Source organism: Bifidobacterium choloepi, assembly GCF_010667615.1.
In the GTDB taxonomy this organism is placed as follows: domain Bacteria; phylum Actinomycetota; class Actinomycetes; order Actinomycetales; family Bifidobacteriaceae; genus Bifidobacterium; species Bifidobacterium choloepi.
Genome location: NZ_VYSG01000003.1, coordinates 16,462 through 40,512 on the forward strand (window position 1 = coordinate 16,462; position 24,051 = coordinate 40,512).

Annotated in this window: 19 protein-coding genes; 13 read left to right on the plus strand and 6 right to left on the minus strand. The window is 65.3% G+C overall.

Annotated elements, in window-relative coordinates; all coding sequences use genetic code 11:
* Nucleotides 1-97: 97 nt before the first annotated feature.
* From F6S87_RS06670 to F6S87_RS06685, 4 genes are all read left to right on the plus strand, one after another.
* Nucleotides 98-1,405, plus strand: a complete 1,308-nt coding sequence (locus F6S87_RS06670; RefSeq protein WP_163227888.1) for a sensor histidine kinase — start codon at nucleotides 98-100, stop codon at nucleotides 1,403-1,405.
* Nucleotides 1,380-2,063: a response regulator transcription factor gene (locus F6S87_RS06675; protein ID WP_163227889.1), complete on the plus strand. Its 684-nt coding sequence runs from the start codon at nucleotides 1,380-1,382 to the stop codon at nucleotides 2,061-2,063. Before F6S87_RS06670 ends, F6S87_RS06675 begins: the two co-directional genes overlap by 26 nt.
* A gap of 308 nt (nucleotides 2,064-2,371) precedes the next feature.
* Complete coding sequence (locus F6S87_RS06680; protein WP_163227890.1) at nucleotides 2,372-2,860, plus strand: hypothetical protein; 489 nt, start codon at nucleotides 2,372-2,374, stop codon at nucleotides 2,858-2,860.
* A gap of 319 nt (nucleotides 2,861-3,179) precedes the next feature.
* Nucleotides 3,180-3,632, plus strand: a complete 453-nt coding sequence (locus F6S87_RS06685) for a hypothetical protein (RefSeq protein WP_163227891.1) — start codon at nucleotides 3,180-3,182, stop codon at nucleotides 3,630-3,632.
* Between the two features lie 97 nt (nucleotides 3,633-3,729).
* Here the strand turns inward: F6S87_RS06685 and F6S87_RS06690 are convergent, their stop codons facing one another.
* Genes F6S87_RS06690 through F6S87_RS06710 form a run of 5 tightly spaced genes read right to left on the minus strand, consistent with a single transcriptional unit; the run spans nucleotide 3,730 to nucleotide 10,463 of the window.
* Nucleotides 3,730-4,392 (minus strand): YesL family protein, encoded by a 663-nt coding sequence (locus tag F6S87_RS06690; RefSeq protein WP_163227892.1) that lies wholly within the window; start codon nucleotides 4,390-4,392, stop codon nucleotides 3,730-3,732.
* 43 nt (nucleotides 4,393-4,435) lie between these two features.
* Entirely contained in the window at nucleotides 4,436-6,964 is a 2,529-nt protein-coding gene (locus F6S87_RS06695; protein ID WP_331270775.1) for a glycoside hydrolase family 31 protein, read from the minus strand.
* Nucleotides 6,948-7,895 (minus strand): carbohydrate ABC transporter permease, encoded by a 948-nt coding sequence (locus F6S87_RS06700; RefSeq protein WP_163227893.1) that lies wholly within the window; start codon nucleotides 7,893-7,895, stop codon nucleotides 6,948-6,950. Before F6S87_RS06700 ends, F6S87_RS06695 begins: the two co-directional genes overlap by 17 nt.
* Before the next feature lie 11 nt (nucleotides 7,896-7,906).
* Nucleotides 7,907-8,842, minus strand: coding sequence for an ABC transporter permease (locus tag F6S87_RS06705; protein WP_163227894.1), 936 nt, complete (start codon nucleotides 8,840-8,842; stop codon nucleotides 7,907-7,909).
* A complete protein-coding gene (locus F6S87_RS06710) occupies nucleotides 8,829-10,463 on the minus strand; it encodes a type 2 periplasmic-binding domain-containing protein (protein ID WP_163227895.1) in 1,635 nt (544 codons plus the stop codon). The genes F6S87_RS06705 and F6S87_RS06710 overlap by 14 nt, the downstream gene beginning before the upstream one ends.
* A 207-nt stretch (nucleotides 10,464-10,670) precedes the next feature.
* Between F6S87_RS06710 and F6S87_RS06715 the strand changes: the two genes are divergently transcribed.
* The 8 genes from F6S87_RS06715 to F6S87_RS06750 all read left to right on the plus strand — a co-directional run bounded on the left by F6S87_RS06715 (nucleotide 10,671) and on the right by F6S87_RS06750 (nucleotide 21,730).
* The gene (locus F6S87_RS06715) at nucleotides 10,671-11,684 is read left to right on the plus strand and encodes a LacI family DNA-binding transcriptional regulator (protein ID WP_163227896.1); all 1,014 of its coding nucleotides are present in this window, start codon (nucleotides 10,671-10,673) and stop codon (nucleotides 11,682-11,684) included.
* 307 nt (nucleotides 11,685-11,991) lie between these two features.
* On the plus strand, nucleotides 11,992-12,726 hold the full coding sequence (locus F6S87_RS06720; protein WP_163227897.1) for an MIP/aquaporin family protein: 735 nt from the start codon (nucleotides 11,992-11,994) through the stop codon (nucleotides 12,724-12,726).
* Between the two features lie 88 nt (nucleotides 12,727-12,814).
* Nucleotides 12,815-13,717 (plus strand): DUF3152 domain-containing protein, encoded by a 903-nt coding sequence (locus tag F6S87_RS06725; protein WP_231129431.1) that lies wholly within the window; start codon nucleotides 12,815-12,817, stop codon nucleotides 13,715-13,717.
* A 66-nt stretch (nucleotides 13,718-13,783) separates the two neighbouring features.
* On the plus strand, nucleotides 13,784-14,917 hold the full coding sequence (locus tag F6S87_RS06730; protein WP_163227898.1) for a glutamyl-Q tRNA(Asp) synthetase: 1,134 nt from the start codon (nucleotides 13,784-13,786) through the stop codon (nucleotides 14,915-14,917).
* A gap of 10 nt (nucleotides 14,918-14,927) precedes the next feature.
* Complete coding sequence (locus F6S87_RS06735) at nucleotides 14,928-15,776, plus strand: YggS family pyridoxal phosphate-dependent enzyme (protein ID WP_163227899.1); 849 nt, start codon at nucleotides 14,928-14,930, stop codon at nucleotides 15,774-15,776.
* Nucleotides 15,777-15,918: 142 nt separating this feature from the next.
* Entirely contained in the window at nucleotides 15,919-16,743 is an 825-nt protein-coding gene (locus F6S87_RS06740; RefSeq protein ID WP_163227900.1) for a fumarylacetoacetate hydrolase family protein, read from the plus strand.
* 508 nt (nucleotides 16,744-17,251) lie between these two features.
* Nucleotides 17,252-20,029 carry an ATP-dependent chaperone ClpB gene (gene clpB / locus F6S87_RS06745; protein ID WP_163227901.1) on the plus strand — a complete coding sequence of 926 codons (2,778 nt, stop codon included), beginning with the start codon at nucleotides 17,252-17,254 and terminating at the stop codon, nucleotides 20,027-20,029.
* A 297-nt stretch (nucleotides 20,030-20,326) separates the two neighbouring features.
* Nucleotides 20,327-21,730 (plus strand): P-type ATPase, encoded by a 1,404-nt coding sequence (locus tag F6S87_RS06750; RefSeq protein ID WP_163227902.1) that lies wholly within the window; start codon nucleotides 20,327-20,329, stop codon nucleotides 21,728-21,730.
* Nucleotides 21,731-21,795: 65 nt separating this feature from the next.
* On the opposite strand, the gene F6S87_RS06755 is transcribed toward F6S87_RS06750, so the two are convergent.
* The gene (locus F6S87_RS06755) at nucleotides 21,796-23,202 is read right to left on the minus strand and encodes a DNA recombination protein RmuC (RefSeq protein ID WP_163227903.1); all 1,407 of its coding nucleotides are present in this window, start codon (nucleotides 23,200-23,202) and stop codon (nucleotides 21,796-21,798) included.
* A gap of 214 nt (nucleotides 23,203-23,416) precedes the next feature.
* On the opposite strand from F6S87_RS06755, the gene F6S87_RS06760 reads away from it, so the two are divergent.
* The gene (locus F6S87_RS06760; RefSeq protein ID WP_231129446.1) at nucleotides 23,417-24,049 is read left to right on the plus strand and encodes an orotate phosphoribosyltransferase; all 633 of its coding nucleotides are present in this window, start codon (nucleotides 23,417-23,419) and stop codon (nucleotides 24,047-24,049) included.
* The last annotated feature ends 2 nt before the right edge of the window (nucleotides 24,050-24,051 follow it).

Genomic DNA, 24,051 nt, shown 5'->3' on the forward strand with positions numbered 1-24,051 from the left:
ATACACTCCACGCAACGGAGGGATGTGTACGATACATCTCGGCGTGAACAGGAATGAAATGAAATACGGCGAAGGGCCGAGGGGAGGGAAGCGCCTCATGACCACGAGAACCGCAGATGATACCGGGAATCCCGCTACCGTCCTGTTCGTCCGGCTGGCCGCGTTCTGGCGGTCGTCTCCGGTCGCCCACATGGCCGTGCCGGTGCTGTGTCTGTGCTACGACGTGATGATGCTCACCCGGATCGTATTCACCCATGGGGGCGGTGATCCGGCCATCACGGGACTGTTGCAATATTCATGGGGGTTGCCTCTGCTCGTCATCCTGTGCGTCTTGTCCGTCGTGGCGCTGCTGTTCCGCGTCAGAATGCCGGTTACCGTGCTGTGTGTCATATGTTTGATATACCTGTACGCCTGTCTGGTCCATGCAGAGCCATACCTGACGTTGCCCCTTTTGTTCGCCGTCTACGCGGCCACATCCCTGGCGGCGACCACGGAACGTGCTGTCACGGGCATACTCGCAGCGGGAATAACGATTGTCTGTGGATCCTGGATCGTCACATTCCCCCGAATGCGAGTCGACGCACTCCTTCCTCAGGCGTTGCTTGCATCGACTGTCGTCATCTTGGCTCTCTGGTCGCGCAACATGAGCCAGCGCCGAAAAGCCGAAACCCTGGCAGAGACACAAAGACAACGCAACCTGGAGCTGGAACGGGAACGTGACGAGGAACGCCATCGTGCCGATATCGCCGCCGAACTGCACGACAGTGTCGGACATAACCTCACCGCCATCATCGCGCTGACCGAGGGACTGGAGGGAATGGCGGAAGAACCGGTAAAAAGTGCCATAGGAAGCATCAATACCCTGGCCCGACAGAGCCTGAACGATACGCGCGAGGCGGTGCGGGAGCTTTCGTCCCTGATGGCTACACGATCAACAAGCCCGGAGACGGCGGGTCCGCATCGCTGGAATGACATCGACCCGGTACTTCGGCATGCGCGTGACGTCGGAATCACCGCCATGCTGACCGAAACGGGAAGACGCCCGGACGATTCGGTCCAGGCCGATTTGTGTTTCCGGGTATGCCGCGAGGCGGTCACCAACGCCATGCGACATGGAAAGGGCCTGACACGAATTGTGGTGTCGTGGGATCATCTGGGCAACGGGGAAATCCGGATCGTGGTGCGCGATGATGGCGAGGCGGCTCCGGGCGAGGACAACCATGACGGAGGAACCGGTCTCGGACTCGCTGAATTGGAGAAGGAGCTCGCGCTCGTTGGCGGATGGCTTCGATACGGTCCGTCATCGGGACAAGGGTGGACGGTCAAGGCCATGATTCCACGACAAGGGAATCCGAATGCGACCGAACAGGAGGGAAACAATGATCGACGTGATGATTGTGGATGACCAGCAGCCAATAAGAATGGGATTCTCCCTCATGATCGCGAAGGACCACACGCTATGCATGACATCGCAGGCGGAAAATGGCCAGGACGCCCTCGATGTTCTCGCGGCACTGCAATCGCACGGGCAGCGGCTTCCCGATGTCATTCTCATGGATGTCCGCATGCCCGTCATGGACGGACTCGACGCCACGTCGAAGATCAAGCGACTATATCCCCAAATACACGTTCTTGTCCTCACCACCTACGATGAGGACAGCTATGCGTTTGGAGGATTGAGCGCGGGGGCTTCCGGTTTCCTGCTCAAGGATGTCAGGACCGGGGATCTTTGCCGGGCCATTCACTCGGTATACGCCGGAGATGCCATACTCACGCCTCGGATCACGAAGGAAGTGATTCGCCGCGGGGTTCCCAATGTCAGTGTCAATGCCGAGGCGTTGGCCATCAGAAGCAAATTCGATTCCCTGGGACCCCGGGAATTCGAGGTCTCGGCACTGGTCAGCGAGGGGCTGACCAACGCCGAGATCGCAGAGCGTCTTGGCATGCAGTTGGAGGCGGTCAAGAAAGCAGTCAGTCGTTCCCTCGCAAAACTCGGCGTCAGGGAACGAGTCAATATCGCGGTGCTCTGGTACAAGGCCGGGATGTCGAATCTGCAGAAGTGACAGGCAGTCGCAAGATAAAAACTCCCGCAATTGCGGGATGGAAAGCGGCATGCTGTTTTCGGCTAACCAGCGTGTCCAGGGTTCGAATCCCTGAAAGGAGCTTCAGGAAGGAGACCACGACAATCGTCGAGGCCTCCTTTGTCTTTCCGACTTGCCGACTTGAACGGCTTGTTGGCGGCCGCGATTTTTCGGTCATGTGGAAGTAATGATTCATGCCGGCAATGGAATGCCCGATTCTCTCGCCCGTTCGCATCGGGACCCGTATGCTGAGTCGTACCATGACTCCGACGGCCACGGGGAGGTGAGGGATGACGCAGAAGCATGAACGGATCGGGCGCATCGTTCGTCTTGTGTGTTCCTGTCTCTTCCTTTTCGTGCTGTTTTTCCTGATGGAGGCGTCCTGTTTCTGGATTCCACCTTGGGATTGGGATGTCCTCTCCGTGGTGGTCGAACGGTATGCCGTGGGCATACCCGCGTTGCATTCGGCTCCGGTCATAGCCTTCTTCATGGGCCTCTGGTATGCCTGGAACGCGCACTGGCGCATGGCCTTTTTCCCGCGGCTCGCGGCGGTGGCAGGTGGATGTGCGCTGAATCTGGTGTTGTATGCAAGAGACGTGATCGAGCTCTACGGATGGTTCGACAGCATTACCATGCTCGCGGTTGCCCCGCCTTTTGCGTTTCTGGTCGGAGGCGTGCTCATGCGAATCGGCTCGTATGTGTCCACACGGCTTAGGGCGCGAACTCGGCGAGGACCGGAGTCTGGCACACGGGATTCACATGCTTCGGGCGCCCGTTAGGAAACGGCCGTCAAATATTCAGATATTCGGCAAAGCAAGCCTTGAAAATCGCTGTCCGTGTACTCGGGGAAGCGGGATTTCCGTGCGTGTGGACAGGTGTCGCGACTCCGGGTCATGACGCGGACCGCCGACGATGCCAGGCGAGTACGCATGCCAGACGTGCGTGGCCAAGGTGTCCGTGGCCATGACGGGAGCCATTCCATACAATGAAATCGGCATCCGAGATGCAAATGCAGTGGAGTGCCTGTCGTGCTTTCGATGGCGAGAGCCCGCATTCTCCGCGAGGATGCTTCCGGTGCGTCTATCGTGAGGAGAAATCATGGGAAACGCAACACAACGAGTGTCTGGCATACTGCAATATCTGATTCTGCTTGTCGCCGCAGTCGCGGTGGGCGTGGGATGCGCCCTCGTCGACGCGAAGTCCAGTCCGGTGCTGTGGTATGCGCTGTGGGTCGCGTGTGTCGTCTGCATTCTGATAGATGTGGTCCTGGAATGGACCACGAAGCCGCGTTGGTCGTCCATCGTGTCCATCCTGGTTCTCTACGTGCCTTCATGGGTGAGTATTTGGTTGTGTTCGTGGGGGTATCTCCCGGACGAGGCGTTGGCCTGGATTGTGCTCGCGGGCATCGCGGCCACTGGCGCGATTCAGGCGATTGCCTACTTCGCCCTGAAAAGCCACAAGCGGCTTCACGAGAGGCCCATGCGGAACGGCACTGCGCATGGTTTGCCGGAAGATGTCCAGCGTGACGGCCGGACTGTCTCATGGAAGTGAGTGATGCTCTCATTTCCAGGAGATGAATAGCGGGACAACAGAAATCTTCGTGCGCTTTGCCTGTTTTGCCTGTGCGGGCAGATCCATGCTGATGCGGTCAGGAGTCGCCGTCGGGGGCCGGGTTGCTTCCGTGCGGGTTCAGGCCGGGCAGACGGGCCCAGCAGTAGGCAATCGCGATGACGGCGAAGATCGGCAGTGCCAGGCCGAAGGCGGCGCCCAGGCCTGGCCACTTCCAGTACAGCCATGCGACCGTGACCGCCGTCGCCAGGATCATCAGCGAGCACAGCGGCCGGCCGACCGCCAGCATTGCGGCCCGGCGCAGCACCCATGCGGTGGCCTCTGCGAAATGGACATGGCAGATCCAGACCAGTCCCTGGAACACCAGGTAGAAGACATTGACCATCAACAGCACGCCGGAGACGGCCACGCCAGCCACGCCGAAATCGTTGCGCTGGACAATCCAGTACTCCCACAGCAGCAAGGCCCACAGCGCCGTCAGCGGCCATCCGAGCAGGTTGGCGGACACTAGTTCGGATCGCCATGCCTTCCGGAACGTCGTCCACGACTGCCGCACCGTCCAGCCGCGATCGTCCGGCGAGCGCAGCCACCGCCGGAACGTGCCGTAGGCGGCCGCCACCGAGGGGAACAGGCCCGCGACGACGAGTCCGGCCAGCGTATAGGCGATCATGGCGACATGCACGACGGCGATCATCATGATCGTGCGCGCCAGCGCCTCGTATCCCCGTGCGAATCGTCCCATTGTTGTCTTCTCCGTTTGTCTGCTCCGTGCCGATGCGCAGCCGCTACGAGCGCGCGGCGATCTCCTCGAGGGCGGACAGCACCGATTCCGCGATGCGCTCGCGTCCGTACCTCAGGCTGCGCAGGCCGCCGAGCGCCCTGACCGGTCCGTCGCGCTCGATCATGGCCCATGCCTCGTCCTTCAGGGCGTACGGCATCCATGCGTCGGCGAGGACGGCCGAGCAATCGGCCGCCTTCGGATCGTCGGCGCGGCGCAGTCCCTCGGGAAAAGTCACGACAACGTCCCGGTTGGTCGGCACGTCGTCGACGGTGACGGTCAGGCTCAGCGTCCGCTCGTCGTAATCGAGGCTGAACTGCGCGTCGCCGACCGTCGCCGGCATGTTCCGCACGCCGCGAAAGACGATTGTCCAGCTGCGCGACGCCGGCAGGATGCCGCGGGCCTGCCGCCGCGGCACGCCGGCGACGGTGAACCGCCGGCCATCCTCGTAGGACAGTCGGGTGACGCACGAGCGCATGTCGCGCGGATCGTTCCTGAATACGCCGTCGTCTTCGTACAGGTCGAACTTGCCGTCGGCTCCCGGAAAGACAACCAGCTCGAGCCGCTCGGGATTGTCGGCGGAGCCGTCGGCGGGACCCAGTGGCACGATTCCACCGGCCCTCGCGAACGCCGGCGTCCTGCCGATGGCGCGCCATGTCGACAGTCGCAGGCCGCCGGACCCGGCGACGTAGGGGCGGCCGTCGAAGAAGTCGAACCAGAGGCCCGACGGAAGCCAGATGTCGCTGCGGGCGCGACGGGCGACCGTGTCCATCGGGCGCACGACCGGGGCGACGACGAGCTCGCTGCCGAACGCGAACATCGACGGTACCTGATAGGCCTCGGGCCGGTCGGGGTCGAGCCAGTACATCGGCGTGATGAGCGGCGTGCCGTCGACGGCGGCGCGGCGGTTCATCGCGTAGAGGTACGGCACGAGCCGGTGCCGCAGCCGCAGCGCCTCCGTCATCGCCGAACGGTATGGTTCGGCGAATTTCCACGGCTCCTTGCCGTTGAATCGCGAGGCACCCGAATGCAGCCGGTTGACGGGGCTGAACGTGCCGAGCTGGAACCAGCGGGTCTCGAGTTCCTCGTCGCGCACGCCGAGCATGTGACCTCCGATATCGTGGCTCCACCAGCCGTAGCCGGCATTGGCCGCCGTCGCCGTGAAGAACGGCTGGAACGCCAGCGAGCGCCAGCTCGTCACCGTGTCGCCGGAAAACCCGATCGGGTAGCGCTGCGAGCCGGGACCGGCGTAGCGGGAGAATGTCAGCGGCCACCGGCCGTCGCGTCCGGAGTCCAGGTAGTGCAGGTGATTGAGCATCCACAGCGGATCCATGCCCGGCCGCCGGCTGAACGATTCCTGCTGCCAGTCCACCCACCAGAAGTCGACGCCTTCGCGCTCGAGATCGTGGTGCATGTCGAAATAGGCGTCCTCGAACGCCGGGTCGGTGATGTCGAAGTCGATCGGTTCGCGGGTGTGTGGATCGCGTCCCATGCGGAACGACGCCTTGACATAGGGCCGCTCGAACGCCCGGATGCCGTCGCGAGGATGGACGTTGAGGGCCGTGTGCAGGCCGCGCAGGTGCAGCCGGCGCAGGAACCGTTCCGGATCGGGAAACAGCGAAGTGTTCCACGTGTAACCGGTCCATCCGGAACCGTATTGCGGTTCCGGATCGGTCACGTGCCAGTCCATGTCGACGACGGCCGTCGTGAACGGAATGCCCTCGTCGGCGAATCGGTCCATCAGGGCCAGGTATTCACGCTCGTCGTAGGCGTGGAAGCGGCTCCACCAGTTGCCGAACGCGAACCGCGGCAGCATCGGGACGCCGCCGGCCAGGTGCAGGAAATCACGGACGGCCTGCGGATAGCGGTGACCGTACGCGAAGACGTACAGGTCGGCCGAATCCGGACGCCGCATGCCGAGCTGCAGGTGCGAGACGCCGTCCTCGAGCAGCCATGTCGACGAATCGTCGAGGATGGCCCATCCGGCGCGGCCGACGACGCCGTCGTCCAGCCTGACCGGCCCGTCGGCGTTGTCCAGCGTGCGGGCGGTGCCGTGCAGGTTCGAACGGGAGGGCTCGCCGTAGTGCCAGGTCCCCTCGAAGCCGTCCATGCCGATGACGGTCAGCTGCAGGCCGCCGGGACTGAAGCGCTCGCCGTCGTACTGCAGGCGAAGGTGTTCCGTCGTCAGCACGATGCCGTTGCCGCGCCTGGTCACGTCGAACCTGACCGGACCGAAGTCGCGGTCGATGGCCAGCTGGCTGCACCGGTCCTCGAACGTGCCGTCCGCCGACCACTCGAGCCGCACCAGCGAGTCGGTGAGGACCCCGATCCGCCAGTGCTCGCCGGTGACGGTGCACTGCGGGTTCATGGCCGGATTGGCGCCGTGCGGCAGGTGCAGCCGCGGATTGGATGGCTGGTCGTCGTAGTCGTTGTCCGGCGCGGGACGGCCAGCCGGACGCGCGGTCGCGTCCGCCGGCTGTGCTGCCGGATTGTCCGGGGACGGGTCGTTGCCGGGAAGGCTATCCCTTGAGCGCACCGATCATCACCCCCTTGTTGAAATACTTCTGCAGGAACGGATAGATCACGAGCAGCGGCAGCGTCGAGACGACGATGATGCCGAACTTGATCTGGTCGGCGAAGTTCTGGGACTGGGCGGCCGTCATGCCGGCGGATCCCTGTTCCGTCTGGTTGGCCAGCAGGATCATCTGCAGGATGTTCTGCAGCGGCTGCTGGTCCTGGTTGCGGATGTAGATCAGGCCGGTGAAGTAGTCGTTCCAGTGACCGACGAAGCAGTAGAGGCCGATGACGGCGATGATGGCGCTCGACAGCGGCAGCACTATCCGGAAGAAGAAGCCGAAATAGCTGACGCCGTCCACGCGGGCCGAATCGCGCAGTTCCTCGGGGATCGACTGCTCGAAGAACGAGCGGGCGATGATCATGTTGTAGACGCCGAACGCGCCCGGCAGGATGAACACCCACATGTTGTTGAGCAGGCCGAGCTGCTTCATCAGCAGGTAGCTCGGAATCAGGCCGCCGCTGAAGAACATCGTGAACGTGAAGAGGAACATGATGATCCTGCGGGGCTTGAATTCGGGCCGGGACATCGCGAAGGCCGCGGGAATCGTCACGACGAGGTTGACAAGCGTGCCGATCACCGTGTAGACGATCGTGTTGCGGTAGCCGGTCCAGATGCGGCCGTCGGTCAGGATCTTCGCGTACCCCGCGAGCGTGAAGCCCTTCGGGACCAGGTTGACCTGGCCGGTGGCGACGGCCGCCGGATCCGAGAACGACGCGATGACGATGAACCACAGCGGATAGACGATCGCCACGACGATCAGCAGGAGGATCAGCGCGATGACGAAATCGACGACGCGGTCCCTGGTGGTCTTCTGCTGGCCCCGGGCGCGGCGGAAACGGTGCGGACGGGGCCCGGCGTGGGAACGGGAGTGTTGTGCGGCGAATGCCATTGCGGCTCCTTCTAGAAGATGCTCGTGTCGCTGATCCGGCGCGCCACGGTGTTCGCGACGATCAGGAACACGAAGTTGACCACCGAATTGAACAGGCCGATGGCAGTCGAGTAGGAGAACTGGTTGTCGAGGATGCCGATCCGGTACGTATACGTCGAAATGACTTCCGACGCCGTGATGTTGAGCGTGTTCTGCATCAGCCAGACCTTCTCGAAGCCGACGCCGAGCACCGAACCCATGTTCAGGATGAGCAGCACGCCGGCCGTCGGCATGATGGCCGGAATGTCGACATACCTGATCAGCTGCAGGCGGCCGGCGCCGTCGATCTTCGCCGCCTCGTACAGCGCGACGTCGACCGACGAGAGGGCGGCCAGGTAGATGATGCAGTTCCAGCCCATGTGCTGCCAGACCTCGGAGATCCAGTAGATCGGCGTGAAGGCCGACGGGTTGCCCATCTCGCTTTCCCGGCCGAAGAACCGGCCAAGCAGGCCGGTGTTCGGCGCCAGGAAGATCTGCAGCATCGAGACCATGACGACGGTGGAGATGAAGTGCGGCATGTAGGTGATCGTCTGCACGAATCCCTTGATCCGCTTGCTGCCGATCTGGTTGATCAGCAGCGCCAGGATGATCGGGGCGATGAACCCCATGGTCAGCGTCCACAGGCTGATGCGGAACGTGTTGCGGATGATCTCGCCGAAGAGCGGATCGTTGAAGAATCGCCGGAAATACTTGAGACCGACCCACTTGCCGCCCGTCAGTCCCTTCGTGATGTCGAACTCGCGGAATGCGAGCTGCACGCCATACATTGGGACGTAGGCGAAGAGCAGGATGAAGGCGATCGCCGGCAGCGTGAGCACCCACAGCTGCCAATACAGCCGGAAGTGCTCCGCCAGCCGGCGATACCATGCGGTCCTCGGCCGCGGGGGAACGGGATTACTGTTCGTCACTGTTCAGATCCACTCCGGCCTCGGCCATCGTCTGCTTGAACGCGTCGTAGACGTCCTGCTCGATGGAGATGTTCTCGTCGAGATTGTTCTTGCCGAGATTCTCCACGTAGGCGTCCCACTCCTCGTCGACGCCGCCCTTCGTGACCCACTGCGCGAACTTGCTCATCGCGCCCTGCGTGATGCCGGTGTTGTTGGCGTTCATCGTGCTGGTCTGTTCCGGTGTCATCGGCATGTTGGCGTAGAGGATGTCGTTGTTGAAGTCGACGTTCGCGTAGTCCTCGTCGTAGACGGCGTCGACCGGCTGCACCTCGGTGTGGACGGCCGGCAGGTCGAGCGTGATGTTCTTGCCGAGCCAGCCCGGCGCGCCGTCGGCGAGCGACTGGAAGAACATCCATTCGGTGGCGTTCTCGTGATCGGACGGAGGATCGAGCACCTTGTATTCGGTGTCGGAGACCTTCTCGACGGCGCTGTCGAACGCGCCGTAGCTCGCCTGCACCGACATGTCGGAAGAATAGAAGGCGTCCGCGAGCTTGAGCGCCGCGTCCTTGTGCTTGACCTTGGCGGAGATGACGAGGCGGTCGGCCTGGTAGGCGAGGTCGTCGCCGTTATAGGCCCAGACGGTCGGCTCGGTCTGGTCGGCGGACTTCTTCAGCGCCGGGATCGTGATGTACTGGCCGGAGATCTTCGTGCCGAAGATATCCGACGGCGTCCACATCCACGTCATGCCGACAATGGCGGTCGTGCCCTCGCCCTTCGCGGTGCTGATGTACTTCGACCAGTCGTGCGTGAACGCCTCGGCGGAGATGACGCCGTCGCTCCACAGGTCGTGCAGGTAGGACACGAGATCCTTGTAGCGTTCGTCGGTCAGGTAGTTCATGACCTTGCCGTCCTTGACGTACATGCCCAGCGCGCCGTTGGGCACCGTGATGCCCTCGCTGGCCAGCAGCACGTTCGGCTGGAACAGGCCGAAGCCGCCGGTGCCGGGAGCATTGAAGTCCAGCGGGATCTCGTCGGCCTTGCCGTTGCCGTTCGGGTCCTGCGTCTTGAAGGCGTTGAGCACCGTGCGCAGCTCGTCCCATGTCGTCGGCACGGCCAGGCCGAGCTTGTCCAGCCACTGCTTGTTGATGAACATGTGGTTGCTGGTGCGCGCCGTGCCGTTCGTCGAGACGCGCGGCGTGCCGAGGATCTTGCCGTCGGTCGTCGTCGAGATGACCTGCGCGTAGGGCTCGGCCTCGAACATCTTCGAGACGTTCGGCATGTTGGCGAGTTCGGGCTTGAGGTCGAGGAACAGGCTGCCGTATTCGCCCATGTCTCCGGACCCGAAACCGCCGATCGTCACGTCGGCCACCTCGCCGGCGGCGAGCGACGCCTGCTTCTGCTGGTCCCACGACGAGGACGCGACGTCCTGCCATTCGATGGAGCATCCGCAGGCCGTCTCGAGGTCCTTGGTCCACTCCATGTCCTCCATTTTCTCGGCGCGGGCGTCCTTGACGACCTGCACGGTGACGATGGGCCGTCCATCGTCCGTCATGGCGTCGTCGCCGCCGCTGCCGCAGGCCGACAGCGCCATCGTCAGCACGACTGCCATCGACGTTGCCTGTACTAGGGTGCGTTTGTTCATGGTGCGAAGTTCCTCCTTCTCACTCCGACCGGCATCAACTTGCCAGAAGCCACGGCATCATTGCCATGGTGGTATTGAATGTAAAGATGATGAAAACCTATCGCAAAATTTTCAGCATGTTTCGTCGGGTTTGCCGCATAACGCATCGCATTTCGCCAAACGCACGTATGATGACCTACGAAACGAGTGCGACAAGGAGGCGGCCCGATGGGTACGACGTTGATTGACATTGCCGAGAAGGCCGGCGTCAGTCAGGCCACGGTGTCCCGCGTCATCAACGCGAAGCCGGGCGCCTCCGAACAGTCGAGAAAAAAGGTGCTCGCGGCCATCGAGGAACTGGGGCTTCCGCTGGACCGGCTGCAGCGCAACGGCACGAAGCTCGTGGCCATCGTGACGCCGGACCTGTCCAATCCGATCTTCGCCGAATACGTCACGGCGCTCGTCACGCTGTTCGCCCGGCGCGGGTTGCTCGCCATCGTCTGCGCCTATTCGCTCGCCGGCACGTCCGAGGAGGGCTTCGTGCGCATGCTGGCCACCCAGTCGCCGGTCGGCGCCGTGTTCCTGTCCGGCACCTACGACCTGCAGGACGGTTCGGACGACGTGTACCGTCCGCTGGTCGAGCGGCATGTGCCGCTCGTCTTCGTCAACGGCTCCGAGGCGCGGGAATCGGCGCTGGTCGTCGGCACCGACGACGCGGCGGCGATGACGATGGCCGTGCGGCATCTCGCCGACCTGGGCCACGAGCGCATCGGCCTGCTGATGGGGGACCGCGACCACCTTCCGTCGATCGTCAAGGAGCGGGCGGCCCGCGAGTTCCTCGCCGCGCGGGGCATCGACGTGCCGTCCGGGCTGACGGCGTGGACGACGTACGGCGTCGAATCCGGCCGCCAGGCCGCCCGGCGCATCCTCGAGAACGGCGCGACGGCCATCGCCTGCGCCAGCGACGAGCTCGCGCTCGGCGCCGTCAGGGCCGCGCTGGCGATGGGGCTCGACGTGCCGGGCGACGTCTCCGTCACCGGCTATGACGATTCGCCGCTGATGGGCGCCGTCACGCCGGCGCTCACGACGGTGCGCCAGCCGGTGCGGGCGATCTCCCGGGCCGTCGTCAACAGCCTGGCGGCGCGCATTGCGGGGCGCGGCGACGCCGACGACGACGGGCTGCTGCTGCTCGAGCCCGAGCTGGTGGTCCGCGAGACCACGGCTCCCTGCCGGCATGCGTAGCGCCGGAAATGCAACACCCGATTGAATACATTCTGAATATTTTGCGATATTTTTTCATTTGTTTACGATGCGTGGTGTCCTTCCTGACCGCCCGGCCGCCACTGGCGCGATGGGTGAGGGGTCGCCTGGCTCCGCGGCACGGTCGAATACCCGGACAGCCCCCGACCACCCCCCGAGGTAGACTACTTTCGCATATCCCTTTTTCCCACGCGAGACGACTCGAGGGGAGAATCGTGTCCATGCGCGGTCCGAGCGAGAGAGACGGACCGGCTTTTTCTCGAGAGAAGTAGATTAAGGACAATTCCAAGTGGAGTACTCACTCTTTGCCAAGCTGGTGGCTGAGTTCGTCGGCACGGCCATCCTGATGATTTTCGGCAACGGCTCCGTCGCCAATGTCGAGCTGAAGAACACGAAGGGTCACAACGCCGGCTGGATCAACATCGCGATGGGCTACGGCTTCGGCGTCATGTTCCCGGTGCTGATGTTCGGCGGTGTCTCCGGCGCGCAGATCAACCCGGCCATGACGATCGCGCAGGCCGTCAACGGCATGTTCTCCTGGAGCCTCGTCGTTCCGTACATCATTGCGCAGCTGCTCGGCGCCGCCGTCGGCCAGCTCGTCGTCTACATCACCTACTACCCGCACTACAAGGAGACGGAGAGCGCGGAAGCGATTCTCGCGTCGTTCTGCACCACCGACGCCTACGAGAGCCGCGTGAACTACTTCATCAACGAGTTCTTCGGCACGCTGATCCTCGTCCTCGGCGCGCTGTGCTGCCTCGAGCTGCAGTGGGGCTCGTCGAGCTACGCGGCCGCGTCGATCGTCGTCGGCTTCATCGTCTGGGGCCTCGTCACGTCGATGGGTGGCCCGACTGGCCCTGGCCTGAACCCGGCCCGCGACCTGATGCCGCGCGTCCTGCACTCGATCCTGCCGATCCCGCACAAGGGTTCGTCGCGCTGGAACGAGGCCTGGATCCCGGTCGTCGCCCCGATCTGCGGCGCGATCATCGGCGCCTGGATCTTCAAGTCGACGTTCGCCATCTGATCGGCCGGGCTGCCTCGCCGTTCGCCTGACGCTGGAAGGATCCCCGCGGGAAACTCCGCGGGGATCCTTCTTTCTATACTGGGCAGCTATGGGCAAGCAGAAGCAGGGCGGCAATCGGCGGCATGACGGGCGCGTGAGTTCGGACCGCGCGGGATGGCGGTTCGTCGCCATCGTCGTCGCGATCGCGATCGTCGCGGCGCTCGTCGCCGTCAGCATGAGGACGATGCCGGGCGACGCGACGGCCGCGGCCGGACGACAGGAAACGTCGTCGGTGCCGGCGAGCGGCCCGGCCTCGGCGACGGCCTCCGCGAAGGCTTCCGCCTCGGCGGACGAGTCGTCATCGGCTTCCGCTTCGTCGACATCCCCGGCGTCGGCGTCGTCGGCCGAATCGTCCGACAATGACTCCGCGAAAATCGCCGCGCTGGAAGCCAACCTCACCGGCGCCGAGAAGAACGAAATCCTGACGAAGGCCAAGCAGACGGCGCTCGAGTACGACAAGACGCCGACGACGCTCAAGTACTGCGTGGCCGGCAAGGGCGATGTCGGCTCGCTGACCGGCTTCGAGAACACGATTTTCCGCGTGCTCAACGACCCGCGCGGCTGGCCGCGCGCCGGCGTCGTGTTCGAGCAGGCCGACAGCGGCTGCGACTTCACGATCGTGCTGGCGGCGCCGAGCGAGATGAAGACGTTCGCCGACGGCTGCTCCGACCAGTACAGCTGCCGCGTCGGTGACGACGTCATCATCAACAAGGAACGCTGGGACGACGGCGTCGAGGCGTGGCTCGCCGCCGGCGGCACGCTGTCGCAGTACCGCACGATGGTCATCAATCACGAGGTCGGCCACCGGCTCGGCCACGTCGACAACGAGACGACGTGCGCCGGCGCGGGACAGGCGGCGCCGCTGATGCAGGAACAGTCGATGTCGCTGCGCGGCTGCTCGCCGAACGCGTGGCCGCTCGACGACGAACTGTGGACGGACCTCGCGTACTGAACACTTGAACGATTCTCGAACGATTCTTCCGGCGTCCGTCCGTGACGCCGACTGGAGGCTGACTGGATGACGGGACGATTCGCGCCGACGCCGTCGGGACGCATGCACCTGGGCAACGCGTACGCGATGCTCGGGGCGTGGCTCGTGGAGCGGGCGCGCGGCGGCCGCGCCGACGGTGACGGCGACGCCCGCGGCGGCCGGATGCTGCTGCGGATCGAGGACATCGACGAGCCGCGCGTGATGGCGGGCGCCGACCGGTGGATCATGGACGATCTCGACTGGCTCGGGCTCGACTGGTCCGCCGAGGAGGGCGTGAGCCCGCTGTGGCAGACCGGCCGGCAGGCGATCTACGAGGAGGCGTTCGACCTGCTGCGGCAGGCCGGACTCGTCTACCCGTGCTTCTGCTCGCGCGCCGACATTCGCGCCGCGTCGGCGCCGCAGGAAGGCGACGGCTTCGTCGTCTATCCCGGCACGTGCCGGCGGCTGATCGACGACGATCCTTCCGCCGTGCGCGAGCGCCTCGCCGCCGGCGACCGGCACTCGTGGCGGCTGCGGATGCCGGAGGGGCACGATCCGTCCGGCAATACGGCCAACGGTTCCACCGGCTCCATCGTGACGTTCGACGACATGATCTACGGGCCGCAGCGGTTCGACCTCGCGCGCGATGTCGGCGACACCGTCATCCGCCGGTCCGACGGCATCTTCTCGTACCAGCTGGTCGTCGTCGTCGACGACCTGCTGACCGGCGTCGACGACATCGTGCGCGGCCGCGACCTGCTGCGCTCGACGGCGCTGCAGATCCACCTGCGCGACCTGCTCGCCGGGCTGGGATTCGGCGGTGATGGCGCACGGGAAACGGCGGACGGCGCACCGTCGCCGCGGCATCCGGGGTATGCGCACCTGCCGCTGATCGACAACGCGGCCGGCGTGCGGCTCGCGAAGAGGACGCGCTCGCTTGATCTCGGCTACCTGCGCTCGCGGGGCGTCGCGGCCGAACAGGTCGTCGGCTACTGCGCGGCGCTGCTCGGCCTGCCGGTGCGGGGCGGTTTCGCCGACGACGTGACTACTCCGGAAGACCCGCGCTTCCGACCCGTGCCGCTGACGGCCGCCGAGGCGCTCGACCTGTTCTCGTGGGAATCGTTGCGCGGTAACCTGACGGACCGCAAGCTTCCTTCCGACAATCCGTTCCTGAACGAGTAAGGTGGGGAGCATGACAGCGTATATGGACCACAAGGACCTGACGAACGAGACGATCGAGCCGCGGCGGGCGGCGGAAATCCGCGATGGCGCGCGGCGCGTGCTCGACCGCATCGCGACGGCGGAGCTCGAGGCCGGCCGGCCGGAGGGGTCGGTCACGCTGCTGGCCGCGACGAAGACGCGCGACGTCGGCGAGATCATGGCGGCCATCGACGCCGGCGTGCGGATGGTCGGCGCCAACCGGCCGCAGGAACTCGTCGCGAAGATCGACGGCCTGCGGTACTGCTGCTCCCAGCGCGGGCTGACAGTCGGCGTCCACGACTTCGACGTCGAGGACGGCAACGATCCGTCCGCCATGGCCACCGTCGACTCGACGCACATTCCGGTCCACCTCATCGGCCAGCTGCAGGCCAACAAGATCGGCAAGATCCTGCCGTACGCCAACGTCGTCGAATCGGTCGACTCGCTCGACCTCGCGACGAAGATCGCCCGGCGCGCCGTCGTGCGCGGCAACGCCGTCGGCGTCATGCTCGAGGTCAACGAGTCCGGCGAGGAATCGAAGTCCGGCTGCCGGCCCGAGGAAGCCTGTGACCTGGCCGGCGCGATCGGTGAGCTCGACGGCGTCGAGCTGACCGGCCTGATGACGATCGGCGCCCACGTCGACGACGAAACCGAAATCCGCCGCTGCTTCGCCGACCTGCGCGGGCTGCGCGACCGCATCGCCGCCTCCGGCATGACCGGCACGGCCGGCTGCCGCGAACTGTCGATGGGCATGAGCGGCGACATGGAGCTCGCCATCCGGGAAGGCGCCACGATCGTCCGCGTCGGCACCGCGATCTTCGGGCCGCGCGCGTTCATCTGAGCCGCATCCTGATGTCGCGAACCCGGGCCGGCAGCCCGGGTTCGCGACATCAAGGGGAAAGAGCTCCTTGTCGGGGAGGTTCTCTTCCCGGGAGAGATGGAACACGGAAGAATCGTGCCGGTGCCGGCAGTAGAGTGGTCGTATGAGAATTGCACGATTCATCCATGACAATGAGATGCCGCAGTATGCGTTCGTCCAGCGCGACGAACAGGACGGCAAGGACTATCTCGTGGCGCTCGCCGGCTTCCCGTTCTCCGGACAGCCGATGACGCCGACCGGCGAGCGGTACGCCGTCGACGCCGACGGCATCCGGCTGCTCGCGCCGGTGCTGCCGTCGAAGATCTACGGCCTCGCGAAGAACTACGAGGCGCACGCCGAATACATGCACGACCAGGGCTGGAGCGACGAGGAACACGCCCCGGAGGCGCCGGTCGTCTTCATGAAGCCGAGCACGTCGGTCATCGGCCCGGACGATCCGATCGTCTTCCCGCCGATTTCGCACGACATGAACTTCGAGCCGGAAGTCGCCGTCGTCATCGGGCGCATCGCGAAGAACGTCGACGAGGAGCACGCGATGGACTACGTCATGGGCTTCACCTGCACGAACGACGTGACGCTGCGCGACCTGCAGAACACCGATCCGATGTGGACGCGCGCGAAGGGCTTCGACACCGCGTGCCCGCTCGGCCCGTGGATCGTCACGAAGGACGAGTTCGACTGGCGCGACGCGAAGATCTCGTTCGCGAAGAACGGCGAGAACGTCGAGGCCGCGTCCGGCACGACGGCGAACCTGATCCACGGCATTCCCGAACAGATCGCGTTCATCTCGCAGTTCTCGACGTTGCTGCCGGGCGACGTCATCCTGACCGGCACGCCGGATGCCACCGGCTCCCTCACCCCCGGCGACGAAGCCGTCGTCACGGTGGAGGGCATCGGCCAGCTGAGGAACATCGTCGTCAAGGGTTGAGTCCGCACAGGCGCCCTGGAAGGGAGCTGTCGAGCGTAGCGAGACTGAGGGTCGACCGCCGACGTCGCCGCAGGCGACGAGAGCGCGCTGGTACGTAACCTTACGTTCCAGCGCGCACTCCGCCTTCGGCGGTCGTGCGGTCGACCCTCAGGCCGCTTCGCGGCCAGCTCCCGGAGAAGCCGCAAACGCTCGCTTGCTCGCGTTTGCATATTTCTGCGGTGTACGCCAGGGAGCTTTTTCTTTGTCGGGGATTATGAAAGCGGGGTGGGCTATCCGCTGAATGCGGGGGTGGTGTTGAGGGTTCGGCGTCACAATGGCTTCTGACAGACAGACTTTGGCGTCGCCTTCTCGGGGATCAAAAGTTGAGTGAGAAAGACTCAGGTTTTGGAATAACGGGGGTTGCGCTGCGGTTGGCGTTATCAGAACACATTGAAGCGGACGCCATCGCGACGGGGGAATCGCGCAACATTCTCCAATCACGATCCCTCCGCGTGACATGGAGGATGATATGGAACAGAAGTACACCACGATGGCCCAGGAGGCGCTCGGCGACGCCATCCAGAGCGCGGCGGCGGCCGGCAACCCGCAGGTCGACACGCTGCACCTGCTCGACGCGCTGATGCGTCAGGAAAACAGCATCGTCAACCCGCTGATCGAGGCCGCCGGCGGCAGCCGCCAGATGATCGGCGCCGCCGTGCGCAAGGCCCTCGTCGACCTGCCGAGCGCGTCCGGATCGTCGACGGCGCAGCCGCAGGCCAGCCGCCAGCTGACCGCCGTGCTGTCGCAGGCAAGCGACGACATGAAGACGATGGGCGACGAATACATTTCCTGCGAGCTGCTGCTGCTCGCGATCGCGCAGGCGATGCCGAACCGCGCCGGCGAGATCCTCCAGCAGTACAACGTGACGCCCGAGGCCATCGACAAGGCCATTCCGCAGCTGCGCGGCGGCGCCAAGGTGACGAGCCCGGACGCCGAAGGCTCCTACAAGGCGCTCGAGAAGTACTCGACCGACCTGACGGCGCGCGCGAAGGAAGGCAAGCTGGACCCGGTCATCGGCCGCGACCAGGAAATCCGCCGCGTCATCCAGATCCTGTCCCGCCGCACCAAGAACAACCCGGTGCTCATCGGCGAGCCCGGCGTCGGCAAGACCGCCGTCGTCGAGGGACTGGCCCAGCGCATCGTCGCCGGCGACGTGCCGTCGACGCTGCAGAACAAGAAGCTCATCTCGCTCGACCTCGGCGCGATGGTCGCCGGCTCGAAGTACCGCGGCGAGTTCGAGGAACGCCTGAAGTCCGTCCTCGACGAGATCAAGAAGTCCGACGGCCAGATCATCACGTTCATCGACGAGATCCACACCGTCGTCGGCGCCGGCGCGGCCGAGGGCTCGATGGACGCCGGCAACATGCTCAAGCCGATGCTGGCCCGCGGCGAGCTGCGCCTGATCGGCGCCTCGACGCTCGACGAGTACCGCGAGAACATCGAGAAGGACCCGGCGCTCGAGCGCCGCTTCCAGCAGGTCTACGTCGGCGAGCCGTCCGTCGAGGACACGATCGCCATCCTGCGCGGCCTCAAGGAACGCTACGAGGCGCACCACAAGGTCACGATCGGCGACGACGCGCTCGTCGCGGCCGCCACGCTGTCGAACCGCTACATCACCGGCCGCCAGCTGCCGGACAAGGCCATCGACCTCGTCGACGAGGCCGCCGCGCACCTGCGCATGGAACTCGACTCGCAGCCGGAAGAGCTCGACGAGCTCGAGCGCAAGGTCACCCGCCTCGAGATGGAGGAAATGCAGCTGTCGAAGGAGACGGACGATCCGTCCTCGCAGGAGCGGCTCAAGAAGCTGCGCGAGGACCTCGCCAACACCAAGGAGAAGCTGGCCGGACTGAAGGCCCGCTGGGATGCCGAGAAGGCCGGCCACAACAAGGTCGGCGACCTGCGCGCCCAGCTCGACGAGAAGCGCGTCGAGGCCGACAAGGCCACCCGCGAGGGCGACCTCGCCAAGGCCAGCCGCATCCTGTACGGCGAGATCCCGGCCATCCAGAAGGAACTCGCGGCCGCCGAGAACGAGGCGGACGCCGAGGCCGAGCTCGCGCACAAGAACGACCCGATGGTCCCCGACCACGTCGACGCCGACTCCGTCGCCGAGATCGTCTCCGAATGGACCGGCGTCCCGGTCGGCCGCCTGATGCAGGGCGAGAACGAGAAGCTGCTGCACATGGAGGAGTTCCTCGGCGACCGCGTCATCGGCCAGGCCGAGGCCGTGCAGGCCGTCTCGGACGCCGTCCGCCGCTCCCGCGCCGGCATCTCGGACCCGAACCGGCCGACCGGATCGTTCCTGTTCCTCGGCCCGACCGGCGTCGGCAAGACCGAGCTGGCGAAGGCGCTCGCCGACTTCCTGTTCGACGACGAGAAGGCCATGGTCCGCATCGACATGAGCGAGTACATGGAGAAGTCGTCGGTGTCCCGCCTGATCGGCGCGGCGCCGGGCTACGTCGGCTACGAGGAGGGCGGCCAGCTCACCGAGGCCGTCCGTCGCCGTCCGTACTCCGTCGTGCTGTTCGACGAGGTCGAGAAGGCGAACCCCGAAGTCTTCGACATCCTGCTGCAGGTGCTCGACGACGGTCGCCTGACCGACGGCCAGGGCCGCACCGTCGACTTCAAGAACACGATCCTGATCATGACGTCGAACCTCGGCTCGCAGTTCCTGATCAACCCCGACATGTCCGAGGACGACAAGAAGAAGGCCGTCATGACGGCCGTCCACGGCAACTTCAAGCCGGAGTTCATCAACCGGCTCGACGAGCTCGTCATCTTCCACCCGCTGACGCGCCAGGAACTCGGCAAGATCGTCGACCTGCAGGTCAAGCAGGTCGCCGCCCGCCTGACCGACCGCCGCATCACGCTCGACGTGACCGAGGCCGCCCGCGACTGGCTCGCCGACACCGGCTACGATCCGGCCTACGGCGCCCGTCCGCTGCGCCGCCTCGTCCAGACCGAGGTCGGCGACCAGCTGGCCCGCATGCTGCTGGCCGGCCAGATCGCCAACGGCAAGACCGTCCTCGTCGACCACACCGGCGGCGAGCACCTCGAGCTCAAGGTCTACGACTACAACCCGGAGTACAAGGACACGAATCCGGACGATTCGCAGATCGAGGTCAACGTCATGGAGGACCCGATGACCGGCAAGCCCGAACAGGGCATCACGCCGACCGAGTTCAAGGACGAGAAGGACCGCTCCGACCGTCACACGCCGAAGGGCACCGAGCAGTCCACCGGCGAGTGAGCCGGCGCGGCGGACCCGCCGGCCAGCTGACCGGCTGACTGCCGGTCGGGCTGGCCGGCCGTCCTGACTGGCCAACCCGGCTGGCCAACTGGCCGGGTCGTGAATGTGGGTGTCACCAATCCGAGCTGCGAGCTCGGATTGGTGACACCCACATTTTTGCGTGCTGCCGTACCCGCGCGTGCCTCCGTCTCGGGGATGAAATTAATCAACACATCGGCGAATCTGTCGCGTTCACGGACGGACTGCCGTAAAGTTTGAAGGAGACAAGCAAGCAAGACGAGAGCGGGCGGAACGAACATGGGACTGAATCTTTTCCTGTCGGTGGTGTGCATGGTCGCCGCCATCCTGCTGACGATTCTCGTCATCAGGTTCTTCTTCGCCGCCGAGCCGGACGGCACGGCCATCTGGCGACCCAACCCGGTCGAGGTCTATCCCGAGCGCGAATCGTTCAGGCTGCTCGTCACCCGCGAAGTCGTCGCCGCCGCGCTGACGATCGTCATGATCGTGCCGATCGTCGTCAACTTCCTAACCGGGCAGATCCTGCCCGACTGGATGGTCAATCCGTGGCTGCAGGCCATCCTGATCACGCCGGTCATGTTCTTCAGCGGCTATCCGATCCATCTCGACGGCTGGGCGGCGCTGCGCCGGCGCACGCCGAACATGGATTCGCTCGCGTCGATCGGCACGATCGCCGCCTACGCGTACAGCCTCATCATCGCCGCCGTCGGCCAGGCGTTCCCGGACAACATGCGCGACACCTATCTCGAGTTCGTCGGCGTCATCGTCACGCTCGTGCTGCTGGCGAGGATCGTCGAGCAGTCGTGGGTGCCGGCGCACCGCTCGTTCCCGCTGCAGCGCAAGGTCGACCGGTTCACGAACGTGTTCGTGCCGGTCGTGCTGATCATCGGCATCTGGACGTTCTTCCTGTGGCTCGTCATCGTTCCCGACGGCACGGCATTCCCGAAGGCACTGAGCGCCGCGATCGCCGTGCTGATCATCGCCTGCCCGTGCCCGCTCGGCTGGGCCAGCCCGCTGTCGGTCTCGTTCGCGCTGAGGGCCGCGCACCGCGACGGCATGCACATCCAGTCGATGTCGGCGCTGCAGCGCGCGACGAACATCCGTTCCGTCATCTTCTCGACGGCCGTCGTCGGCCGCTCGAAGGAGGCGATGGCCGAGCTCAACAAGGCCGGCATCCGCACGACGGTGCTCGACGTCCATTCGCCGACGGCGATGGCGACGGCCGGCGCGTCGATGGCGCAACTCGCCGGCACGAAGAACCGGCAGGCGCTCGTCGCGTTCGTCTCCGACGGCACCGAGGCGCCGGAGATCCGCCGCGCCGTCGACGTCTCGATCGTCGTCACCGACGACGGGTCGCTCGTCGTCGGCAACGGGACGGCAAGCGCCGACGAATTGGCGCAACGATTCCCGGACGCCGACGTGGTCGCGATCGACGGCGGCCACTCCCGCGTGCTCGACCTGATGAAGCTGTCGCGCACGATGATGCTCAACATCCGCGAGAACCTCGTCTGGACGTTCGTCTTCAACATCATCGGCATCCCGCTCGCCGCCGGCGTCTTCTATCCGCTGTGGGGCTGGCTGCTCGCCCCTGTCTGGGCCGCCGTCGCGATGATCCTCTCGAGCCTCGCCGTGCTCCTCAACAGCCAGCGCCTGCGCCTCCTCAAGTTCGACCGGCGCCAGTAGCCCTGCAAGTGCTCTCGGTGCATGTCACAACTCCGAGCCGGAGCTCGGGGTTGCGACATGCCAAATTATTCTTCTTCGCCGGAGTCGGCGGGCTGGGCTTCGGGAGCGGTGATTTCGCGGATATCGGCGTCCTTGTCCTCGAGCATCGTCACTTCGCCGATGACCTTCGACGGCTCGAGTTTCTGCAGCTTGCGGGCCGAGGGGAGCACGCGGGACTCGAGCGAGGCCACGAACTTGTTATATTCGCCCACCGACTTCGCGATCGCCTTGCCGACAGCCGTCGCGCGATCGCCGAGGACGGCGAAGCGCTCGTACAGCTCGCGGGAAATGTCGAAGAGCTTCTTCGCGTCGTCGGTCAGGCTCTGCTGCTGCCATGCGTAGGCGACCGACTTGAGCACGGCCCACAGCGTGACCGGCGACGTCAGCGCCACCTTGCAGGCGAACGCGTCGTCCATCAGCGTCGGGTCGGCCTCGAGGGCGGCCTGCAGCAACGATTCGTTCGGGATGAACGCGATGACGAAGTCCGGCGCGTCCGGCAGGGCGTTCCAGTATTCCTTCGCCGACAGCGCCCTGACATGCTCGCGCAGCGCCTTCGCGTGGGCCTGCAGCAGCTCCTGCTTGCGCCTGAGCTCGGATTCGGACGCCGTGTCCGGAATCATGCAGGCGCGCTGGTAGTCGTTGTAGGGCACCTTCGCGTCGATCGGGATTGTCTTGCCGCCGGGCAGGTGGATGACCATGTCCGGGCGCAGGGTCTTGCCGTTGGCGTCCTCGACGACGACCTGCGTGTCGAAGTCAACATGCTCGAGCAGGCCCGCCGACTCGACGATGTTCTTGAGCTGCGCTTCGCCCCAGGCGCCGCGTGTCTTGTTGTTGCGCAGGGCCGCCGACAGCGAGTTCGTCTCGGCGTCCAGGCGCTGCTGCTGCTCGCTCAGGCCCTTGAGCTGCTCGCCGAGCGCGCCCATTTCCTGCTTGCGGCCCTCCTCGATCTGCGTGACCTTGCGCTGGAGCACGTCGAGGTTCTGCTGGACCGGCGCGAGCGCCTCGAGCACCTTGCTCTGCTCGGCCATGCGCTGCGCCTGCTCGTGCTCGCGACGCTGCGCCTCTTGCGCCATGCGCTGCTGCTCGGCCCGCAGCCGCTCGTTTTCGGCGCGCTGCGCCTTCTCGAGCTCGCCCTTGGCGAATCCGAGCTGCTCCTGCAATCCGGCGCACTGGCCTCTGAGCTGCGCGCATTGCGCGTTGAGGTCGTTGGCGCGCGCGGCTTCCTCGTCACGCTGCCGCCGCATGGCGTCCAGCTCCGCGACGTCGACGAACCTGTTGGCGCCGGCTGCGCCCGCGTTTCCGGGCATGCCGAGGCCGCCGCCGGCTCCCGACCCGGAACCGGACGCGAACCGGCCGAAGAGATAGCCGACGACGACGCCGAGCACGGCGACGACCAGCAGCACGACAATGCCCACAGCAGCGTTTTCGAACATATGTTCTATTGAAGTGGGCACGGGGCGAAATGTCAAGCGGCAGAGCGTGTTGGTTGCCCGTCGCGTGTTGAGCAGCCGGTTGGGTAGAGTGGGGTCCATGACTGAAGATCAGAACGCATTTCGCAGGACCGACACCGCAGCTCCGGCCGGCGCCTCCGCCGTCAAGACAGGCCAGCCCGATGGCCGGCCCGACAGCCGGGCCATCCAGGACGCCATGGCCGACGAGCGCGCCTTCGCGATGCTCGACCCGCGCGACCAGCTGCGCCTGCTGCTGCGCGAGCACATGCTGTCGCGCCCGTTCTCCGAGCTGTCGCCGGTCGTCTTCGACCATCGCGCCCAGCCGCTGATCGGCCACATCATGCTGGACACGATCGAGGAACAGGGTTACGGCCTCGACGACTTCGACGCCGTCGGCGCGCTGACGGCCGCCGCCGTCCCGCTCGTCTGCGCCGTCATGTCGGCCGCCGCTTCCCGCGGCGAGGACCTCGACGGCTTCGTCATGGACTTCGTCTATCCGTCCGTCAAGGGCCCGTCGATCGCCGGCAAGAAGGTCGTGCTGCTCGACGCGTGGCTGTCGGAGAAATCGTACGTGCAGACGTCGTCGCTCGTCACGCTGCGCAACGGCAACGAACTGAGCCTCGACTTCGGCGTCGTCGAGGCGCAGGGTGCCGAAGTCGTCGCCGTCGCGTCGCTGATCGGCGGCGTCGACCTGACCGACCCGACGATCAGGGTCGCCAATCCCGTCAGCGGCGAAACGCGCGAACTGCCGTTCATCGAGATCTTCCACGAGTCCGACCTGCGCGACGTCGACGGTACCGGCAGCGATAGCGGCGCCGACGTCGCCTGACG